At 34.7% G+C, this 15533-nt stretch carries 13 protein-coding genes and 2 tRNA genes; 7 read left to right on the plus strand and 8 right to left on the minus strand.

Translation table 11 applies throughout. The annotated features are described in order from the left end of the window. Nucleotides 1-441: 441 nt before the first annotated feature. Together FJV36_RS04190 and sppA are read right to left on the minus strand one after the other, a co-directional pair. Nucleotides 442-3063, minus strand: coding sequence for an AsmA-like C-terminal region-containing protein (locus FJV36_RS04190; protein ID WP_158729517.1), 2622 nt, complete (start codon nucleotides 3061-3063; stop codon nucleotides 442-444). Nucleotides 3064-3249: 186 nt separating this feature from the next. Beyond that, nucleotides 3250-5010, minus strand: coding sequence for a signal peptide peptidase SppA (gene sppA, locus FJV36_RS04195; RefSeq protein ID WP_158729518.1), 1761 nt, complete (start codon nucleotides 5008-5010; stop codon nucleotides 3250-3252). Nucleotides 5011-5144: 134 nt separating this feature from the next. Between sppA and folK the strand changes: the two genes are divergently transcribed. Continuing rightward, complete coding sequence (gene folK, locus FJV36_RS04200) at nucleotides 5145-6290, plus strand: 2-amino-4-hydroxy-6-hydroxymethyldihydropteridine diphosphokinase (RefSeq protein WP_158729519.1); 1146 nt, start codon at nucleotides 5145-5147, stop codon at nucleotides 6288-6290. Here the strand turns inward: folK and FJV36_RS04205 are convergent. Continuing rightward, nucleotides 6271-6801, minus strand: a complete 531-nt coding sequence (locus tag FJV36_RS04205) for an RNA methyltransferase (RefSeq protein ID WP_158729520.1) — start codon at nucleotides 6799-6801, stop codon at nucleotides 6271-6273. The genes folK and FJV36_RS04205 overlap by 20 nt on opposite strands. A gap of 70 nt (nucleotides 6802-6871) precedes the next feature. Continuing rightward, nucleotides 6872-7321 (minus strand): DUF1573 domain-containing protein, encoded by a 450-nt coding sequence (locus FJV36_RS04210; RefSeq protein ID WP_158729521.1) that lies wholly within the window; start codon nucleotides 7319-7321, stop codon nucleotides 6872-6874. A gap of 161 nt (nucleotides 7322-7482) precedes the next feature. Here FJV36_RS04210 and mutS point away from each other — a divergent pair, with 161 nt between their 5' ends. The 4 genes from mutS to FJV36_RS04230 all read left to right on the plus strand — a co-directional run bounded on the left by mutS (nucleotide 7483) and on the right by FJV36_RS04230 (nucleotide 10896). Further along, entirely contained in the window at nucleotides 7483-10119 is a 2637-nt protein-coding gene (mutS, locus tag FJV36_RS04215) for a DNA mismatch repair protein MutS (RefSeq protein ID WP_199250918.1), read from the plus strand. A gap of 142 nt (nucleotides 10120-10261) precedes the next feature. Beyond that, nucleotides 10262-10334: transfer RNA gene (locus FJV36_RS04220), tRNA-Gly, on the plus strand. A gap of 15 nt (nucleotides 10335-10349) precedes the next feature. Continuing rightward, nucleotides 10350-10435 (plus strand) — tRNA-Leu (locus tag FJV36_RS04225). A 110-nt stretch (nucleotides 10436-10545) separates the two neighbouring features. Then, the gene (locus tag FJV36_RS04230; RefSeq protein WP_158729522.1) at nucleotides 10546-10896 is read left to right on the plus strand and encodes a DUF1508 domain-containing protein; all 351 of its coding nucleotides are present in this window, start codon (nucleotides 10546-10548) and stop codon (nucleotides 10894-10896) included. A gap of 132 nt (nucleotides 10897-11028) precedes the next feature. Here the strand turns inward: FJV36_RS04230 and FJV36_RS04235 are convergent, their stop codons facing one another. From FJV36_RS04235 to FJV36_RS04250, 4 genes are all read right to left on the minus strand, one after another. Next, on the minus strand, nucleotides 11029-11253 hold the full coding sequence (locus FJV36_RS04235; RefSeq protein WP_158729523.1) for a hypothetical protein: 225 nt from the start codon (nucleotides 11251-11253) through the stop codon (nucleotides 11029-11031). A 195-nt stretch (nucleotides 11254-11448) separates the two neighbouring features. Next, a complete protein-coding gene (locus tag FJV36_RS04240; protein WP_158729524.1) occupies nucleotides 11449-13623 on the minus strand; it encodes a S46 family peptidase in 2175 nt (724 codons plus the stop codon). Nucleotides 13624-13699: 76 nt separating this feature from the next. Beyond that, nucleotides 13700-13867 carry a hypothetical protein gene (locus FJV36_RS04245; RefSeq protein ID WP_158729525.1) on the minus strand — a complete coding sequence of 56 codons (168 nt, stop codon included), beginning with the start codon at nucleotides 13865-13867 and terminating at the stop codon, nucleotides 13700-13702. A 124-nt stretch (nucleotides 13868-13991) separates the two neighbouring features. Further along, entirely contained in the window at nucleotides 13992-14438 is a 447-nt protein-coding gene (locus FJV36_RS04250; RefSeq protein WP_158729526.1) for a GNAT family N-acetyltransferase, read from the minus strand. A gap of 342 nt (nucleotides 14439-14780) precedes the next feature. Here FJV36_RS04250 and FJV36_RS04255 point away from each other — a divergent pair, with 342 nt between their 5' ends. Together FJV36_RS04255 and FJV36_RS04260 are read left to right on the plus strand one after the other, a co-directional pair. Then, nucleotides 14781-15275: a hypothetical protein gene (locus FJV36_RS04255; protein ID WP_158729527.1), complete on the plus strand. Its 495-nt coding sequence runs from the start codon at nucleotides 14781-14783 to the stop codon at nucleotides 15273-15275. Nucleotide 15276: 1 nt separating this feature from the next. Continuing rightward, nucleotides 15277-15447 (plus strand): hypothetical protein, encoded by a 171-nt coding sequence (locus tag FJV36_RS04260; RefSeq protein ID WP_158980872.1) that lies wholly within the window; start codon nucleotides 15277-15279, stop codon nucleotides 15445-15447. The last annotated feature ends 86 nt before the right edge of the window (nucleotides 15448-15533 follow it).

Here is a 15533-nt window from a genome sequence, read left to right on the forward strand (position 1 = left end):
TACCAATATGCAAATGCAAGGTGCAATAGCAATTTTTACAGTCAACTTAAAAAGAATACTCAAATTAATGTAGAAAATGTAATCTACACATGCATTTTGCCAAATGAACCTGTATAAGTCAAAAACCGACTCATATAACCTACAATAAAAAACAGTTGCAAAAAAAAAACGCTTATAACGGATGTTTGAAATCCTGTTACAAGCGTTTTTTATTATCTAAAAAAGGATGCTAATCAAAATAAGCGATGTTTTTCAGTGCCCTCGGCTGTTCGCTATATCTTTTATTCCGCTTGGGCTCCATAAAAGGATGCCGCTGCCATCCTTTACGCACGTGAACCCGTTGCAGCAGCACGCCTACACGAGGAACTGTAGCGAAATTATAAACAAAAAAAAGAGGAATCTCACTTAGTGAATTCCTCTTTTCTATTTTATAAAATGTTGCTAATTTACTTTTGTAGTATCTACAGCTTTCTTTTTCTTTTTAAACAGTCCGTTGAGCAAATCGGCTGCTTTTGCTTTAACTTCTTCTTTTGTAGCAGGTGCAGTAGGCGTAGCTGTTTTTGTGGTATCGCCTGGCTTTTTATTTTTGTTAATATAATCTGTAATTGCAGAGGTTCCCTTTTTAACCAATCGATCTTTTTGTTGGTTTACCAGTTGTGTTGTAAGCTTAGTGACTGCCGTCTTTACATCAGTTGTAATTCTCGGATTGGTAAAATTACCAACTAAGGACGCATTGATAGGTAAATTCTCTAGTTTGGCAGCATCAGCAGGTGTCAGTTTAGCTAGTAACGCATTGGCCTCCGAGCCTAAATATTTGGCAGGCACATCAAATTTTAAGGTGTAATTCATAGTTTGATCAAATCCATGCGTTCCGCCCACAGAAGCTTTGATGTCTTTGTATTTAATATCAAATGGCTTTACATTTACCTTTCCGTCCTTGAACGTGATGGCTGCTTTAATGTCATTTAAATTAAGTTTGTTTACATCAATAAATTTGATGTTAGACCCAATTGCTTTGAGTAAAGTAGAATTATTTGCGTTTACAGTAGATGACAACAACTGACCCAATAAGTCTCCGGTAAGTGTTTTTAAATCGGGAGTAAATTCAGTTGCGTCTAGATTTCCGTTTAGCTTAATGCTCGAGTTCAGCTTCCCGTTGATGATACCTGCAATAGGAGCAATTTTTTTCAGCATGTCCAGCTGCGTAAACGATTGTGCAATATCTACTTGATTTAATTTCAAATCCATGTTGAAAACGGGAGTCTTTCCTTTAGTAGAAACGGCTCCGTTTACGCCAATTGTTCCTCCAAAAATAGATGTTTTTACGTTTTGTAAACTTACCTTTTGGTCTCTTACGGTCAATTTTCCAGATACATCTCTTAGTGTAAGGTTGTCATATAAAACCGTAGTAGCTTTTGCGGTAAGCGTGCAGTTTAAGAACGCAGGAATCTTCATGGCATCGGCTTTTTTAGCTGTACCAGCGTCGGTTTTTGCAGGTTCGCCTGTTGTCATAAAATCGTCAACAGCTATTTGCTTTGAAACCATATTGAAATTTCCTTTTAGTTCTTGATTTCTAAAGATAAAACCGTAAAAATTCTCTAAAATTCCACTTACACTAATATCGCTTTTTCCTGTTGTAGCATTCAATTGTTTTAAATTCACTTGGCTAGGATTGAACTGAACCGCTGCTGTGCTTATGTTCATTGTTTTTCCGTTTTCGTCAGCGTATTTAAAACCAGATAAACTTATGTTACCGGCATTCTTTATTTTTTCATAGTCGCTTTTCTCTACAGATTGCATGTCAAATTTTGTAGTAACATCAGCTTTTAAAATACCTGATAAAGGTTTGTCAAGTTTGATAGGATAGGCCTTAGAAAGATTTGCTAAGTTAATAGTTCCTTTTAATGCGGCATCAACTAGTGCGTTTTGCGTAACGTTTCTAATATTGGCTTTGGCATTAAATACATCCTGATCAATTTGAAACGAAAGTTGGTCTAGGTTTACATAAGTGTCATTAAGAATCCCTGTTTCGTTGATGATTTTGGTATCTATTACAATTTTATCAACTGATTTTGGCAAGTTCGGATATTGAAACGAAGCATTATTTGAGGCAATGGCTATGTTAAACTTCGGAACAGTAGTCTCAGAGTACAACCCTTTTGCAAAACCAACTATGGTGAAATCTCCCGTAGTTTTTACATTGTCCAGACTAGCGGCGTAGGCTTCAGGGATAATTCCTAAGAAGTTTTTGAAGGACGAGGTAGGTGTTTTAAACTTTAAGTCATATTGTTGTCCGTTTGGCATTATTTGTATAAAACCATCAAATTCTAACGGCAATTGATTGATTAAGGCTTTGTTTTCTTTAAACGTATATTTGCTTTGCGCCAAATCAATTCCTAAAACGGCATCTAGTGTCAAGGCAACTTTATTCATATAGTTGACCTTGTCCAGATTGAGAGAAACTTTGGCTGTAGTTTTAGTGTCTAAGTCTAATTTTTGTGCGGCAAAATCTCCAGTTCCTTGATGGTTAAGACTATCAATAACCATCTTAATTTTAGAACTTTCATCAAAATAACGAAATTGAAAGTTCTCAATTTTATAATCTTTGATTTTTAAAAGTAATGGACTGCTTGGACCTTCTTCTTTTGCTTTTTGATCTTTGAGCGCAATATCAAAGTTGCCAATTCCATTTTTATTGAAAATGATATTAATTAATCCATTTTTAGAGTAAATGCCATCAATAGCAATGGCTTCTTTTTTATCCTTAAAAAGTTCTTTGATAGACATTTTTAAGTCTAATTCTCCCAATGAAACAAGAGTGTCACCTTCAAACGGAGCTTTATTGATTATGACAAATTTTTCTAAGGTTACATTTGCATTTGGAAAATTTTTAAAAAGACTTAAATCTGCTTCTGCAAAGGTTACTTTGGCATCTACATTGGCGTTTATAGCCTCAGATATTTTTGCTTTTATCTGGTTTTTGAATAAAAACGGTGCAGCAAATAGCGTTACTGCCAAAAGCAATAAGATGATTCCAATGATTTTTAAAATTTTCTTTACCATAATGTTTTAGTTTTTAATGGGTTAAGACCAAGGGGGATTTTGGACAACTCTATACAAAAATAGTAGTTTCTTGGGGAAATTGTATGTAATGTTTTCATAAAACCAAAAATATTTATTATTTGAAAATAAAAAAATCCGCTCGAGCATCATACTCAAGCGGATTTTGTAAGCTTTTGATTTTTTTAATTACCTAATGTTGATTTCATAAGGCAATATAGCTTGTACACCTTTGCGGTTTTGAAGCTTTTTTATTTCCTGCATCACACGGTAGTTTTCTTCTCCAATTTCTTCTTTAATAAATGCTGCCTTTGAACTAGCAAATGGGAATCCAGCAAATAACTCTTCAAAATTTTTCTCATATTCAGGATAATTTTGAGTGCTGTATGTTTCTATTTTAGCAAGCTTAGCAGCATTTGCAATAGCATCATCAAGACCACCTATTTTATCTACAAGTCCTATTTTTAGTGCTTCAGATCCTGTCCAAACTCTTCCTTGAGCAATGGCGTCTACTTGAGCAAATGTCATTTTTCTTCCTGTAGCTACATGCGTTACAAATGTTTTGTAGATGTGTTCTACCCCTTCAAGAGTAACGGCTTTAAAGTTTTCGTCTAATGGTACAAATGGACTGTAATCAGCTGCATTAGTATGAGTTTTAACTTGCTCGGTATAAATTCCCATCTTTGTTGCCAGTGGCGTAAAATTTGGTAAAACTCCAAAAACTCCTATAGATCCCGTAATGGTATTTTCTTCAGCAAAAATAGTATTGGCGTTACAAGCGATATAATATCCTCCAGATGCTGCGTAATTCCCCATGGAGACTACAATAGGTTTAACTTTTTTGGTCAATTCTATTTCTCGCCAAATCAAGTCAGATGTCAGTGCACTTCCACCTGGACTGTCTATTCGTAAAACAATTGCTTTTACGTCTTTATTATTTCTGGCTTCCTGCAAAGAGCGACGCATAGATCCTTCACCTATTACTGTTACATCTCCTTCACCACCCATAATTTCTCCCTGAGCATAAATAATTGCAATTTCATTTGAGCTATCTTTTGATAGGGAGGTTGTAGCTACTTTTTGTGCATAATCAACAACAGATATGGTGTTGTATTCTTCGTCTTTGTCTACTTTTAAAATTTTCTTAATGGCATCATGATATACATCTTCGTAGGCAATAATATCTACCAGTTTTTGTGCTTTTGCCATTTCTGGTGTTCTAGCTTGCAGGCCATTGGCAATTTCATTTAGTTTTGCCACTGGTATATTTCTGCTTTTTGAAATGTCATTTACAACAGAATTCCAAACAGACGTTAACAAAGCTGTAGTTTGTTCTCTATTGGCGTCACTCATCTTGTTTTCAAGAAAAGGTTCTACAGCACTCTTGTATTTTCCGTGGCGGATTACTTCCATTTTTAATCCTGATTTTTCTTGGAAATCTTTGAAAAACATAATTTCGGATGAAAGACCTTTAAAGTCCATTTCTCCAACAGGGTTAATATAAATAGGACTCGCAACAGAGTTGATGTAGTACTCTTTTTGCGAATACACATTGGCGTAAGCCATAACAAATTTCCCTGATTTTTTAAAACTTTCTAGTGCATCGCGCAAGGCTTTGCTTTGTGCTATACCTAATCCAGAATTGCTGTTCAGAATAGATATTCCTTTAATATCATCATCATTTTTTGCTTCTTCAATAGCATTTAAGATATCAATTAAACCAATGGTTTTATTTTCTGAGAAAACGGTAACCCAAGGGTCTTTGTATTTACCTGCATAATCATTTTGTATACTTCCTAAATCCAACTCGATAACTGAATTATTTTCAACTACAACTCCTTCAGATTCACCACCAAAAATGGCTCCAATGAGAACAATGCCAAAGAAAAACAACATGAAAAACACAAAAATACCAATGATGGTAGCTAATACATTTCCTAAAAATTTCATACTTATATTTTTTTAATAAGTCTCTGAAACCATCGTATTGTTACACAAATGGGAGACTTTTTTATGTTTATTATTTTATGCATAGCGCAATTTGATATAATTCTAAAATTCTTTTAGTTAATTTGCACCCCATTATGAAATCACAACATCAAGTCATATTATCCATAGGAAGTAATCAAGGAAATCGCAAGGAAAACATCCTTCAATGCCTGCACTTAATACATCAAGAGGTTGGTACAATTATCAAAACCTCTAAGTTATATGAATCACCCGCTTGGGGTTTTGAGAGTGAAGCCTTTTATAATTGTGCTGTACTAATTCACACGTATCAAGCGGCGCATAAAGTTTTGAATCAGGTTTTAAAAATTGAAAAACGTTTAGGACGTGTTCCTAATCTATCATCTGAATACCAATCTAGAGTAATTGATATTGATATTGTTGCTTTTGATGATGATGTTATTGCTACTGAAAAACTACAGGTGCCACATCCTTTAATGCAAAATAGGAATTTTGTTTTGGTTCCCGTTTTGGATCTGAATCTAGATTGGAAACACCCTGTTTTGCATAAAAATGTTTCGGAGTTGCTGGCATGTACTACAGACACAAGCGCTTGTGTATACGTAAAAGATCTTGATGAACCGTTGCGTAATATTCCGCTAGAGCGCTATAATTATGTAGCTTTTGAAGGTAATATAGGCGCAGGAAAAACAACCTTAGCATCAAAAATAGCGGAAGATTTTAATGCTAAAACAGTTTTAGAGCGATTTGCCGATAATCCTTTTTTGCCAAAATTTTATAAAGATCAAAACCGTTATGCCTTTCCGCTAGAGATGTCTTTTCTTGCCGATAGGTATCAGCAATTGTCAGATGACTTGGCGCAATTTGACTTGTTCAAAGATTTTTTAGTTGCTGATTATCATATTTTTAAATCGTTAATTTTTGCCAAGATTACACTCGCTGAAGATGAATACCGCTTGTATCGCAACTTATTTGATATCATTTACAAAGAAATGCCTAAGCCAGATTTATACGTTTATTTATATCAAAATTCAGAGCGCCTGCTGCAAAACATCAAGAAAAGAGGACGCAGTTATGAGCAAAAAATCCCAGCCGATTATCTAGATAAAATAAATAGTGGTTATTTAGATTACATTAAATCTCAAACAGATCTCAATGTTTTGATCATTGATGTGTCTAATAGAGATTTTGTTAAAAATCAAGAAGACTATTTGTTTATCTTGAACGAAATTCAAAAGAAAATCAATACTGGAACTGTTTAAATAAATCCCAAACTACAATCCCAGCACTTACAGATATGTTTAAGGAATGTTTTGTTCCTAACTGAGGAATTTCAATACAACCAGTACATAATGCAACGGCTTCTTGTGAGACACCATGGACTTCGTTGCCAAAGACTAAAGCGTATTTTTTTTCTTTTTCAACTTCAAAATTTTGAAGAAAAACAGCATGCTCTACTTGTTCAATAGCTAGAGTAATCACATTTTCATTGTTTAATTTTTCTATAACTTCTAAGACGCTATCGTAATGTTCCCAAGCAACAGTGTCTGTAGCGCCTAGTGCTGTTTTGTGAATCTCTTTGTTAGGAGGAGTAGCTGTTATGCCGCACAAATAAATTTTTTCAATTAAAAAAGCATCTGCGGTACGAAACACAGATCCGATATTGTGCAAGCTTCTAATATCATCTAACACCAATATCAGGGGTGTTTTTGTAGATTTTTTAAAGGTTTCAATTGATTTACGTTCGAGTTCACTGTTTTCTAACTTTCTCATGGTGTGGAATTATTCAAAAAAAAAGCTTCCAATTTTACAGGAAGCTTTAGAGTATTTGTTGTAAAAAGAATTAGCTTTTTGATGTTTCAGCTGCTAAAACGTTTCCTTTTATAGTAAGAGTTTTTGTAGGAACAACTGCGTTTGATGTTAACGTGATTGTTTTTGTAAACGGCTGTCCTCCTCTTGAAGTGTCATATTTCACTCCAATAACTCCTTTTGCTCCTGGAGCAATAGGCTCTTTAGGGTAACTAGGTACAGTACAACCGCATGATCCTTGCGCATTAGTAATGATCAATGGTTTGTTTCCGTTATTTGTAAATACAAATTCTCTTTTTCCATCAGAGTTGTGAGCAACCGTACCATAATCAATGGTTTCGCTTGCAAAAAGCATTCCTGCTCCATTTACTTTTGTAGCAGCAATTTTAGCTTTTACTGGTTTCAATTTTTTTGTAGTTTCTTGTGCGTTCATACCTGTTATCCCAAAGGTAACTAGCATAGCTAAAGCAATTATTTTTTTCATGTCAGTATAATATTAAATTGTACGTACAAATTTAATTAAAAAAAATATATGTTGCATCTAAAAATCATACTAAAATAAATACTTTACCCTGAATTACATTCAATTTTGTTTAAAAATCTATAAATTCGCCTAAATTTTAATTACCAAATACCTCAAAAAAAGTGGCGTCAAAAGATAAAATAGTCAAGGAAACACCATTGATGAAACAATATAACGAGATAAAAAGAAAGTATCCAGATGCTTGCTTATTGTTTCGTGTGGGCGATTTTTATGAAACCTTTGGCGAAGATGCGGTTCGAGCCTCAAAAATCCTTGGAATTGTTTTGACCAAGCGTGGTGCTGGATCCGAAGGAGAAACTGCCTTGGCAGGTTTTCCACATCATTCCTTGAATACGTATTTGCCTAAGCTTGTCAAAGCAGGTTTGCGTGTAGCAATTTGCGATCAGCTCGAAGATCCTAAAATGACCAAAACCATTGTAAAACGTGGGGTTACGGAACTTGTTACGCCTGGAGTTTCAATGAACGATGAGGTTTTGCAATCTAAAACAAACAATTTTCTTGCGGCAATTTATTTTGCCAATAAAATCATAGGGATCTCTTTTCTGGATGTTTCAACAGGAGAGTTTTTAACCGCTCAAGGCAACGCGGAATATATAGATAAGTTGCTTCAAAATTTTAGTCCAAGTGAGGTTTTGATTCCAAAAAATAAAAAAGGGGAATTTAAAGAAGCTTTTGGCGAAGACTTTCATAATTTTTATCTGGAAGATTGGGTTTTTAAGGAAGATTATGCCTTTGAAACGCTCACAAAACATTTCCAAACCGTTTCTTTAAAAGGTTTTGGTATTGAAGATTTGAACGAAGGTATCATTGCATCTGGAGCCATATTGTATTATTTGTCCGAAACACAACACAATAAGGTGCAACACATAACGTCTATACAGCGTATTGCTGAGGATGCTTATGTATGGATGGATCGCTTTACGATTCGCAACTTAGAGCTTTACCATAGTTATAATCCTAATGCGGTGACCTTGCTTGATGTAATTGATAAAACGCTTTCGCCAATGGGTGGAAGGCTTCTCAAACGGTGGCTAGCTTTGCCTTTAAAAGACAGTCATAAAATAAAAGGCAGGCATCAAGTGGTGTCTTATCTAAAAGAGAATCAGAGTGTTTTAAAAAACATTCAAAATCAAATCAAACAAATATCCGACTTAGAACGATTGATTTCTAAAATTGCTGCTGGCAAAGTTTCGCCACGCGAAGTGATTTACTTGAAAGAATCTCTTGATGCCATAATTCCCATAAAAACACTTGCTTTACAAAGTCAGCAAGAAGCAGTAAAAGTAATAGGGGATAGCTTGCATAGTTGCGATTTGCTGCGCGAAAAAATTAAATCGGTTTTAAATCAAGATGCTCCAGTGGCTATTGCCAAAGGAAATGCTATTGCGCCAGGAGTTCACGCTGAACTAGACGAGTTGAGAGCCATTTCAACTTCAGGTAAGGAATTTTTAGAGGGTATTGAAAAACGCGAATCACAAGCAACGGGGATTTCATCATTGAAAATCTCATTCAATAATGTTTTTGGCTACTATATTGAAGTGCGTAATATGCACAAAGACAAAGTGCCTGTAGAATGGATCAGGAAACAAACACTAGTCAATGCGGAACGGTATATTACGGAAGAACTAAAAGAATACGAAACTAAAATCCTAGGCGCCGAGGAAAAAATTCATAAAATAGAAGTCGAATTATTTGAGCAATTGGTGAGTTGGATTGCAACGTACATCAAACCAGTTCAAATGAATGCGAATTTAATTGCACAACTTGATTGCTTGTGCTCATTTACTCAGTTAGCTGTTGAGAATAAGTATGTTTGTCCTGAACTTGATGATAGTTTTGAATTGGATATCAAAAACGGAAGACATCCAGTGATAGAAAAACAATTGCCTGTAGGTACGCCTTATATTGCAAATGATGTTTTTTTGGATAGAGAGACACAGCAATTAATTATGATTACAGGACCTAACATGTCTGGTAAATCAGCAATATTAAGACAAACCGCCTTAATTGTACTTTTGGCTCAAATGGGAAGTTTTGTTCCTGCCGAAAGTTTACGAATGGGAATTGTAGATAAAATATTTACAAGAGTAGGAGCAAGTGATAACATCTCTATGGGTGAGTCTACTTTTATGGTTGAAATGAATGAAACGGCATCTATCTTGAATAATATTTCAGATCGAAGTTTAGTTCTATTAGATGAAATTGGTCGAGGAACCAGCACCTATGACGGAATTTCGATTGCTTGGGCCATAGCCGAATTTTTACACGAACACCCATCTCAGCCCAAAACTTTATTTGCTACGCATTACCATGAATTGAATGAAATGAGTGAGTCATTAACACGCATACAAAATTACAATGTGGCTGTCAAAGAATTAAAAGACAATGTTCTTTTTATTCGAAAATTAGTAAAAGGAGGAAGTGCACACAGTTTTGGGATTCATGTAGCCAAAATGGCTGGAATGCCTCAAATAGTGATTTTAAAAGCCCAAAAACTACTCAAGAAATTAGAGCGTAACCATTCTAGTGATGCCTTAAATGGTACTAAAACCTCAAAGCAGGGATCAATACTAAAAGGAGAACCGGAGGAGCCAATGCAAATGAGTTTCTTTAACCTTGACGATCCTTTACTTGAAGAAATAAAAGAAGAGATCATTAGTCTTGATATTAATACCATAACGCCTATGGAGGCGTTAATGAAACTCAATGAAATTAAAAGAATGTTGACTCGGAAATAATTTATTTTTTTAGTAGCACATTATCAGATTGTTATCTTTTTTGTTTGATTTTTTTGTAAAAAAGACTTGTTTAATCCAATAAATGTCTTAAATTTGCATCCGCAATACAGAACAAGTGTTGTGGTTCTTTTAAATACAAAATGCGAAAATAGCTCAGTTGGTAGAGCGCGACCTTGCCAAGGTCGAGGTCGCGGGTTCGAGCCCCGTTTTTCGCTCAAACACCTCTTAATGCTCGGATGGTGAAATTGGTAGACACGCTGGACTTAAAATCCAGTGAACAGCAATGTTCGTGCGGGTTCAAGTCCCGCTCTGAGTACAAAGCTCCTTCGTTTGAAGGGGCTTTTTTTATGACCTTTTTTTATTGCTGATTATCTGTGGTTTTAGTTGTTAGTGGGTTAATTGTTTTTTATCTTTTTAATAATATGTATGGGTGCTTTTGTAATTAGTAAGCGGTATAATGAGGAGTATAAATTTGTTTTTACTTCTAGAAAAGGGAAGGTAGTTTTTACAAGTTTGAGTTATGAGTTGAAGTTTGAATGTGAGGAAGCCATTGAGCAATTTAAACTTAAAAGTGATACTGCTGATTTTTTAAAGTTCAAATCTACGTCAGGTAAATTTTATTTTAAGCTCATGCTTGAGGGGAGTCATTTTGCAACAAGTAGAAAGTATACCACGTCCTTGCGTCTTCAGAAAGGTATTGATGAAATTGTACGCTACGCATCGGTATCTGAGATGTTAGATTTTACGTCGAATGATTTGATATTTTTAGAAGATTAAACTAAATATTGTAAACTAAAAAAGAGCGCCTGGAATTAAATTCAGGCGCTCTTTTTAATTATGACTGTACTCCAATAAAAAAGCCATCTCGCAAGGCGGATGGCTCTTAAAATTTTTAGAACTGGGTTCTAATTATTTTTTTGCAGCTTCAGTAGCAACTTCAGCAGCTTCAGTAGCAGTAGCAGCAGCAGAATCAACAACAGTTGCAGCAGAATCAACTACAGCAGCAGCAGAATCAACAACAGCAGCAGCAGAATCAACTACAGCAGCTTCGTCAGTAGCAGGAGCATCAGCTTTTTTACAAGAAACAACAGTTAATACAGCAACAGCAGCTAAACTTAAAAATACTTTTTTCATCTTAATTTAATATAAAGGTTAATTATTAATTCGTGGCAAAGATATAAATTTTTTAATATGTAAAATATTTTTTTATTTTTTTTTTGAAAAATAATATACTTTTTACCAACACTGTATTTGATTACAATTTTTGTGCCAATTTTAATAAAACAAACGGTGTTTTTCTTGTTATTAATTTTTGAGCAAAATCTGACTTTATTTTGTGTTTAACTTTTTTGTTGTCAACCTTTTACTTTTTTTTGGGTGTACCAGTTTCAACTCATTGATTAGATTTTTCGCCCCAGCGTATTTATCCATAATGAAGAGCACATAGCGGATGTCTACCATGATGTTTCTACAAATACTTGGGTCGTAATAGATATCACTCATTGTACCTTCCCAAACGCGGTCAAAGTTCAAACCGATCAAGTTCCCGCTAGCGTCTAGAGCAGGGCTTCCTGAGTTGCCTCCAGTAGTGTGGTTTGTACCTATGAAACATACGGGCATTTTTCCGTTTTCAGCATACTCACCGTAGTCTTTCTTTTGATACAAATCAATCAGTTTTTTTGGAACATCAAACTCGTAGTCACCAGGAATGTATTTTTCCATTACGCCATCTAAGTACGTTATTGGATTGTAGAGTGTAGCATCTTTGGGCTCGTATCCTTTGACTTTTCCGTACGTAACACGTAAGGTACTGTTTGCATCTGGGAAAATTCTACTATCGGTGTTAAGTTCTAATTGCGCCTTCATATAAGTGCGTTGCAATGCCGTAATCGTTTGGTTGATTTCGTCATACTTTGGAGCTACAAGTGTATTGTAGCTATCTGCAAGTTCTTTTGCTAATAGATATCCAGGATCTTTATTTAAATTCGCTAAAACGGTTGGTGCGTCTCCAGTTAAAACTTCTTTCAAGCTGTTGTAGCTCGTTAATCTTGAATTGGTGTATATTGTTGTAGCTAAATTTTTGGCATCAATATTTTCTAAACTTTTCGGTAAAAATTGTTTTGGAGATTTTGTAGCGTACAATGCTATCAATTGTTCAAAAACTTTTTCGTCAACGGTAGCATTGAAGTTTTTATAAAAATCAGTCAAGCCGCTAACTAAATTGTTTTTTCGATCCGTAAAGGCTTGTTCACCTTTTGATTTGTATACTTGTTCTAATTGATACAATCTGAAGGCGGTACTCAATAGTTCAGTATTTCGTTGTACGGTTTCCATAAAGTAATCTCGAGCAAGCGCGTAGGGCGCAATTGCTGCGTAGTTCTTTTCAAAATCAGCTAAAAGTGTACCGTATTCTTTTTCTTTACCAGCTTTAGTGATTTTTTGCTGAAAAGCTTTTTCAGCCTCTCTTTTTACAGCTACCGCATTCGATTTTTGAAGTCCTTGAGTTTCACCAATCCATTTTTTCCAATAATTAGCAATACTAGCATATTTAGAGGCGTACTGAATTTTAATAGCATTGTCTTTACGCATGAATCCATCGGCTACTTTTAAGGCTTTATCGCGTATTTCAATCTTTGCAGGATTGAGTTCGTTGACAATTTGTTCGATGGCTACAGATGGTAGGTATTCGTTGGTTTTCCCTGGGTAACCAAAAACAAGCGTGAAATCATCTTCGGCTATACCGTCAAGCGAAATAGGTAAGAAGTGTTTTGGAGTATAAGGAACATTGTCTTTGGAGTATTTTGCGGGACGGTTATTTTTATCGGCATAAATACGGAATAGCGAAAAATCTCCTGTATGACGTGGCCAAACCCAATTGTCTGTGTCAGACCCAAATTTCCCTATTGATGTAGGCGGAGCTCCAACCAAGCGCACATCAGAAAAAGTCTCAGTTACAAAAAGTACGTATTGATTGCCTTCGTAAAAAGTACGAATTTTGTTTTCTTGCCAAGATTCTTTCGGGAAAGAGGCACTCAATTTGGTGATGTTTTCTTGAATTTTTTTTTGTTTGTCAGCCTCGTTTGATATTGACGCTGTACCTTCAAGTATTTGTGTAGTTACGTCTTCAATTTTTACCATAAAAGTTACAGTCAAATTTTCGTTTGGTAATTCGTCTTCCATTTTATAGGCCCAAAATCCATCGGCTAAATAATCTTTGTCTACTGAAGAGTGTGATTGAATTTGCGAATAACCGCAATGGTGATTGGTAAGTAATAAGCCTTTTGGCGAAATCACTTCAGAAGTACAGCCACCGTTAAAATGCGGCACTGCGTCTTTCATACTAGACTGATTGACATCATAAATGTCTTTTATCGACATTTTCATGCCCAGATTCTTCATTTCGGTTTCATTCATTCCTTTCAATAAAGAGGGAATCCACATACCGCCTTGTTGCGCTTGTGTTTGAATGACAAATAGTAATAAGAACAATTTTAAAAATTTCATTGGTATATAATTTAGTTTGAGAAAAGTGTGATACAACTGGATGATTGATTTTAAATATAATGGAACAAAAAATGTCTTAATGTCGTTTGCCTTTCCAAGTTCCTCCGTATTTATATTGAGGCAATGTTTTTGATTTTTCGCAGCAAGATTGACAAACGAAAATCCAATTTTTTCCCGTTTTAATTTGAACCCGAAACATTGTATTGGCTGCAATGGAGCAAATTTCACATATTTTGGTTTTCATATTATTAGCTCAATAGCGTCGTTTCATTTTTAAAATCAAAACTTACTTTGAATAGGTTTCTACAAAACGAATCAATTTTGTATATCTTTTAGAAAGTCCGTGTTTGATTATTGTATTAGCAATTTCAATCGGTTTTAAGACGCATTAATTTTCGATTATGCATTTCGAAACCGCTGGCAAGATACAATTTTTGCGCTTTTGTATTGTGTGGTTCTACCTCAAGATAGATCAGTTTTAACGATAATTTATGGCTTTTGGCTTTTATAAAATCTATGGCTTTGCTGCCAATGCCTTTGCCTCGAGCTGTTTCTGTGACGAATAATTCATCTAAAAAAGCAATTTTTCCTTGGTATTCAAAACTAAACACAAAAGTTAGAATAAGGTAGCCTACCACTTGCTCCTGCCAATAGATCAACCAAGCTTTTCCTAACGCTGGATTGTCTATAAATTGATCTAGTAATTCTTTTGTCTTTTCTGTAGCAATAGGATAACCGTCAATGTCGTAAAAATCAACCATCAAAGCACTGACAGTATTTAAATCTTGTTTATCTATTGGTTTAAAGTGAATCATATTGTTCTATTTAGTAGCGTAAAGGTAGTTAATATCGAATTTGGTCTTGTCATAACCGTTCGTCATTTGCATATAACCGTTCGTCATTTTTCATCAAAACTACAGCCTTAGCCCTTCTATATTTGTCTCATCAAAACAAACAAAAACAATTTAAACAAATAAAAATGAGAACAGAAATTTTAAAAAAAGGAGTTGTTGTAGTAAAAGCAGTATTAGGTTTTATTTTAGGCTTTGCATTGTTTCATCTAGTTAAAACGTTAATCGGCTAAACTCAAATTGGCGTAAGCAGTTCCCTCATCAATCAATCAATCAATCAATCAATCAATCAATCAAGTAACATCTATGGGACAATACAAGGCAAACTCAATAAATTCTCAAAATTTCAATTTAACATTTGACAATCAGAAAATTGGGGAACTAATTTATGAAAAATGGTATTCTTTCAACGCTAAAATTTTAATGTCTGACGGTGCAAAATATCAACTTGAACCAAAAGGTTTTTGGAACTCTAAAATTGAGTTGAAAGACGGCACAAAAGCTTTATTAGAATTTAAAATGGGTTGGAAAGGAATAATTATCAAAACCTTTTTTGATAACAAAGAAGATACTTTTTTATTAAAACTTAACGGGCTTTTGAGTAGTAAGTTTGTTTTAATTGACACAGACAAAAGAGAGTTAATGGTTACTGAAACTGATTTTAAATGGAATAAACTTAACTATGACTATAATATTGAAACAACCCAAAACTTTGAAAAGTTTGACAATAAGGAATTATTAATACTTACAATATTGCACTGCATAAATTACTATATGACAATTTTTGTATCAGCAGAATAAAATGACAAAAGAAGCACAAAAAATGCCCGAACCGCTAACAGCCGTTTGGCGTGATTGGGGTTTTGGGCTGAATTTAAGGATAGATTTGTGTTTGGAAAAATTTGTGTTTAACCGAAAAATCCCGCATCTTTCATCCCCAACCTCGCCAAGCGTCAGAACGTTAATTGCCTAAATTCAAATTGGCGTAAGCAATTCTATCATCAATCAATCAATCAATCAATCAATCAATCAAAAATATGAAAACAGAAATTTCAAAAA

Source organism: Flavobacterium sp. I-STPP5a (assembly GCF_009764685.1).
In the GTDB taxonomy this organism is placed as follows: Bacteria; Bacteroidota; Bacteroidia; order Flavobacteriales; family Flavobacteriaceae; genus Flavobacterium.

Bases quoted from the DNA above. Each gene is read 5' to 3' on its own strand.
- FJV36_RS04230 (WP_158729522.1), top strand. From the start codon at position 10,546: ATGGGTGCTTTTGTAATTAGTAAGCGGTATAATGAGGAGTATAAATTT.
- FJV36_RS04245 (WP_158729525.1), bottom strand. From the start codon at position 13,867: ATGAAAACCAAAATATGTGAAATTTGCTCCATTGCAGCCAATACAATG.
- FJV36_RS04255 (WP_158729527.1), top strand. From the start codon at position 14,781: ATGGGACAATACAAGGCAAACTCAATAAATTCTCAAAATTTCAATTTA.
- folK (WP_158729519.1), top strand. From the start codon at position 5,145: ATGAAATCACAACATCAAGTCATATTATCCATAGGAAGTAATCAAGGA.
- FJV36_RS04235 (WP_158729523.1), bottom strand. From the start codon at position 11,253: ATGAAAAAAGTATTTTTAAGTTTAGCTGCTGTTGCTGTATTAACTGTT.
- FJV36_RS04190 (WP_158729517.1), bottom strand. From the start codon at position 3,063: ATGGTAAAGAAAATTTTAAAAATCATTGGAATCATCTTATTGCTTTTG.
- FJV36_RS04240 (WP_158729524.1), bottom strand. From the start codon at position 13,623: ATGAAATTTTTAAAATTGTTCTTATTACTATTTGTCATTCAAACACAA.
- FJV36_RS04260 (WP_158980872.1), top strand. From the start codon at position 15,277: ATGACAAAAGAAGCACAAAAAATGCCCGAACCGCTAACAGCCGTTTGG.
- FJV36_RS04210 (WP_158729521.1), bottom strand. From the start codon at position 7,321: ATGAAAAAAATAATTGCTTTAGCTATGCTAGTTACCTTTGGGATAACA.
- sppA (WP_158729518.1), bottom strand. From the start codon at position 5,010: ATGAAATTTTTAGGAAATGTATTAGCTACCATCATTGGTATTTTTGTG.
- FJV36_RS04250 (WP_158729526.1), bottom strand. From the start codon at position 14,438: ATGATTCACTTTAAACCAATAGATAAACAAGATTTAAATACTGTCAGT.
- FJV36_RS04205 (WP_158729520.1), bottom strand. From the start codon at position 6,801: ATGAGAAAGTTAGAAAACAGTGAACTCGAACGTAAATCAATTGAAACC.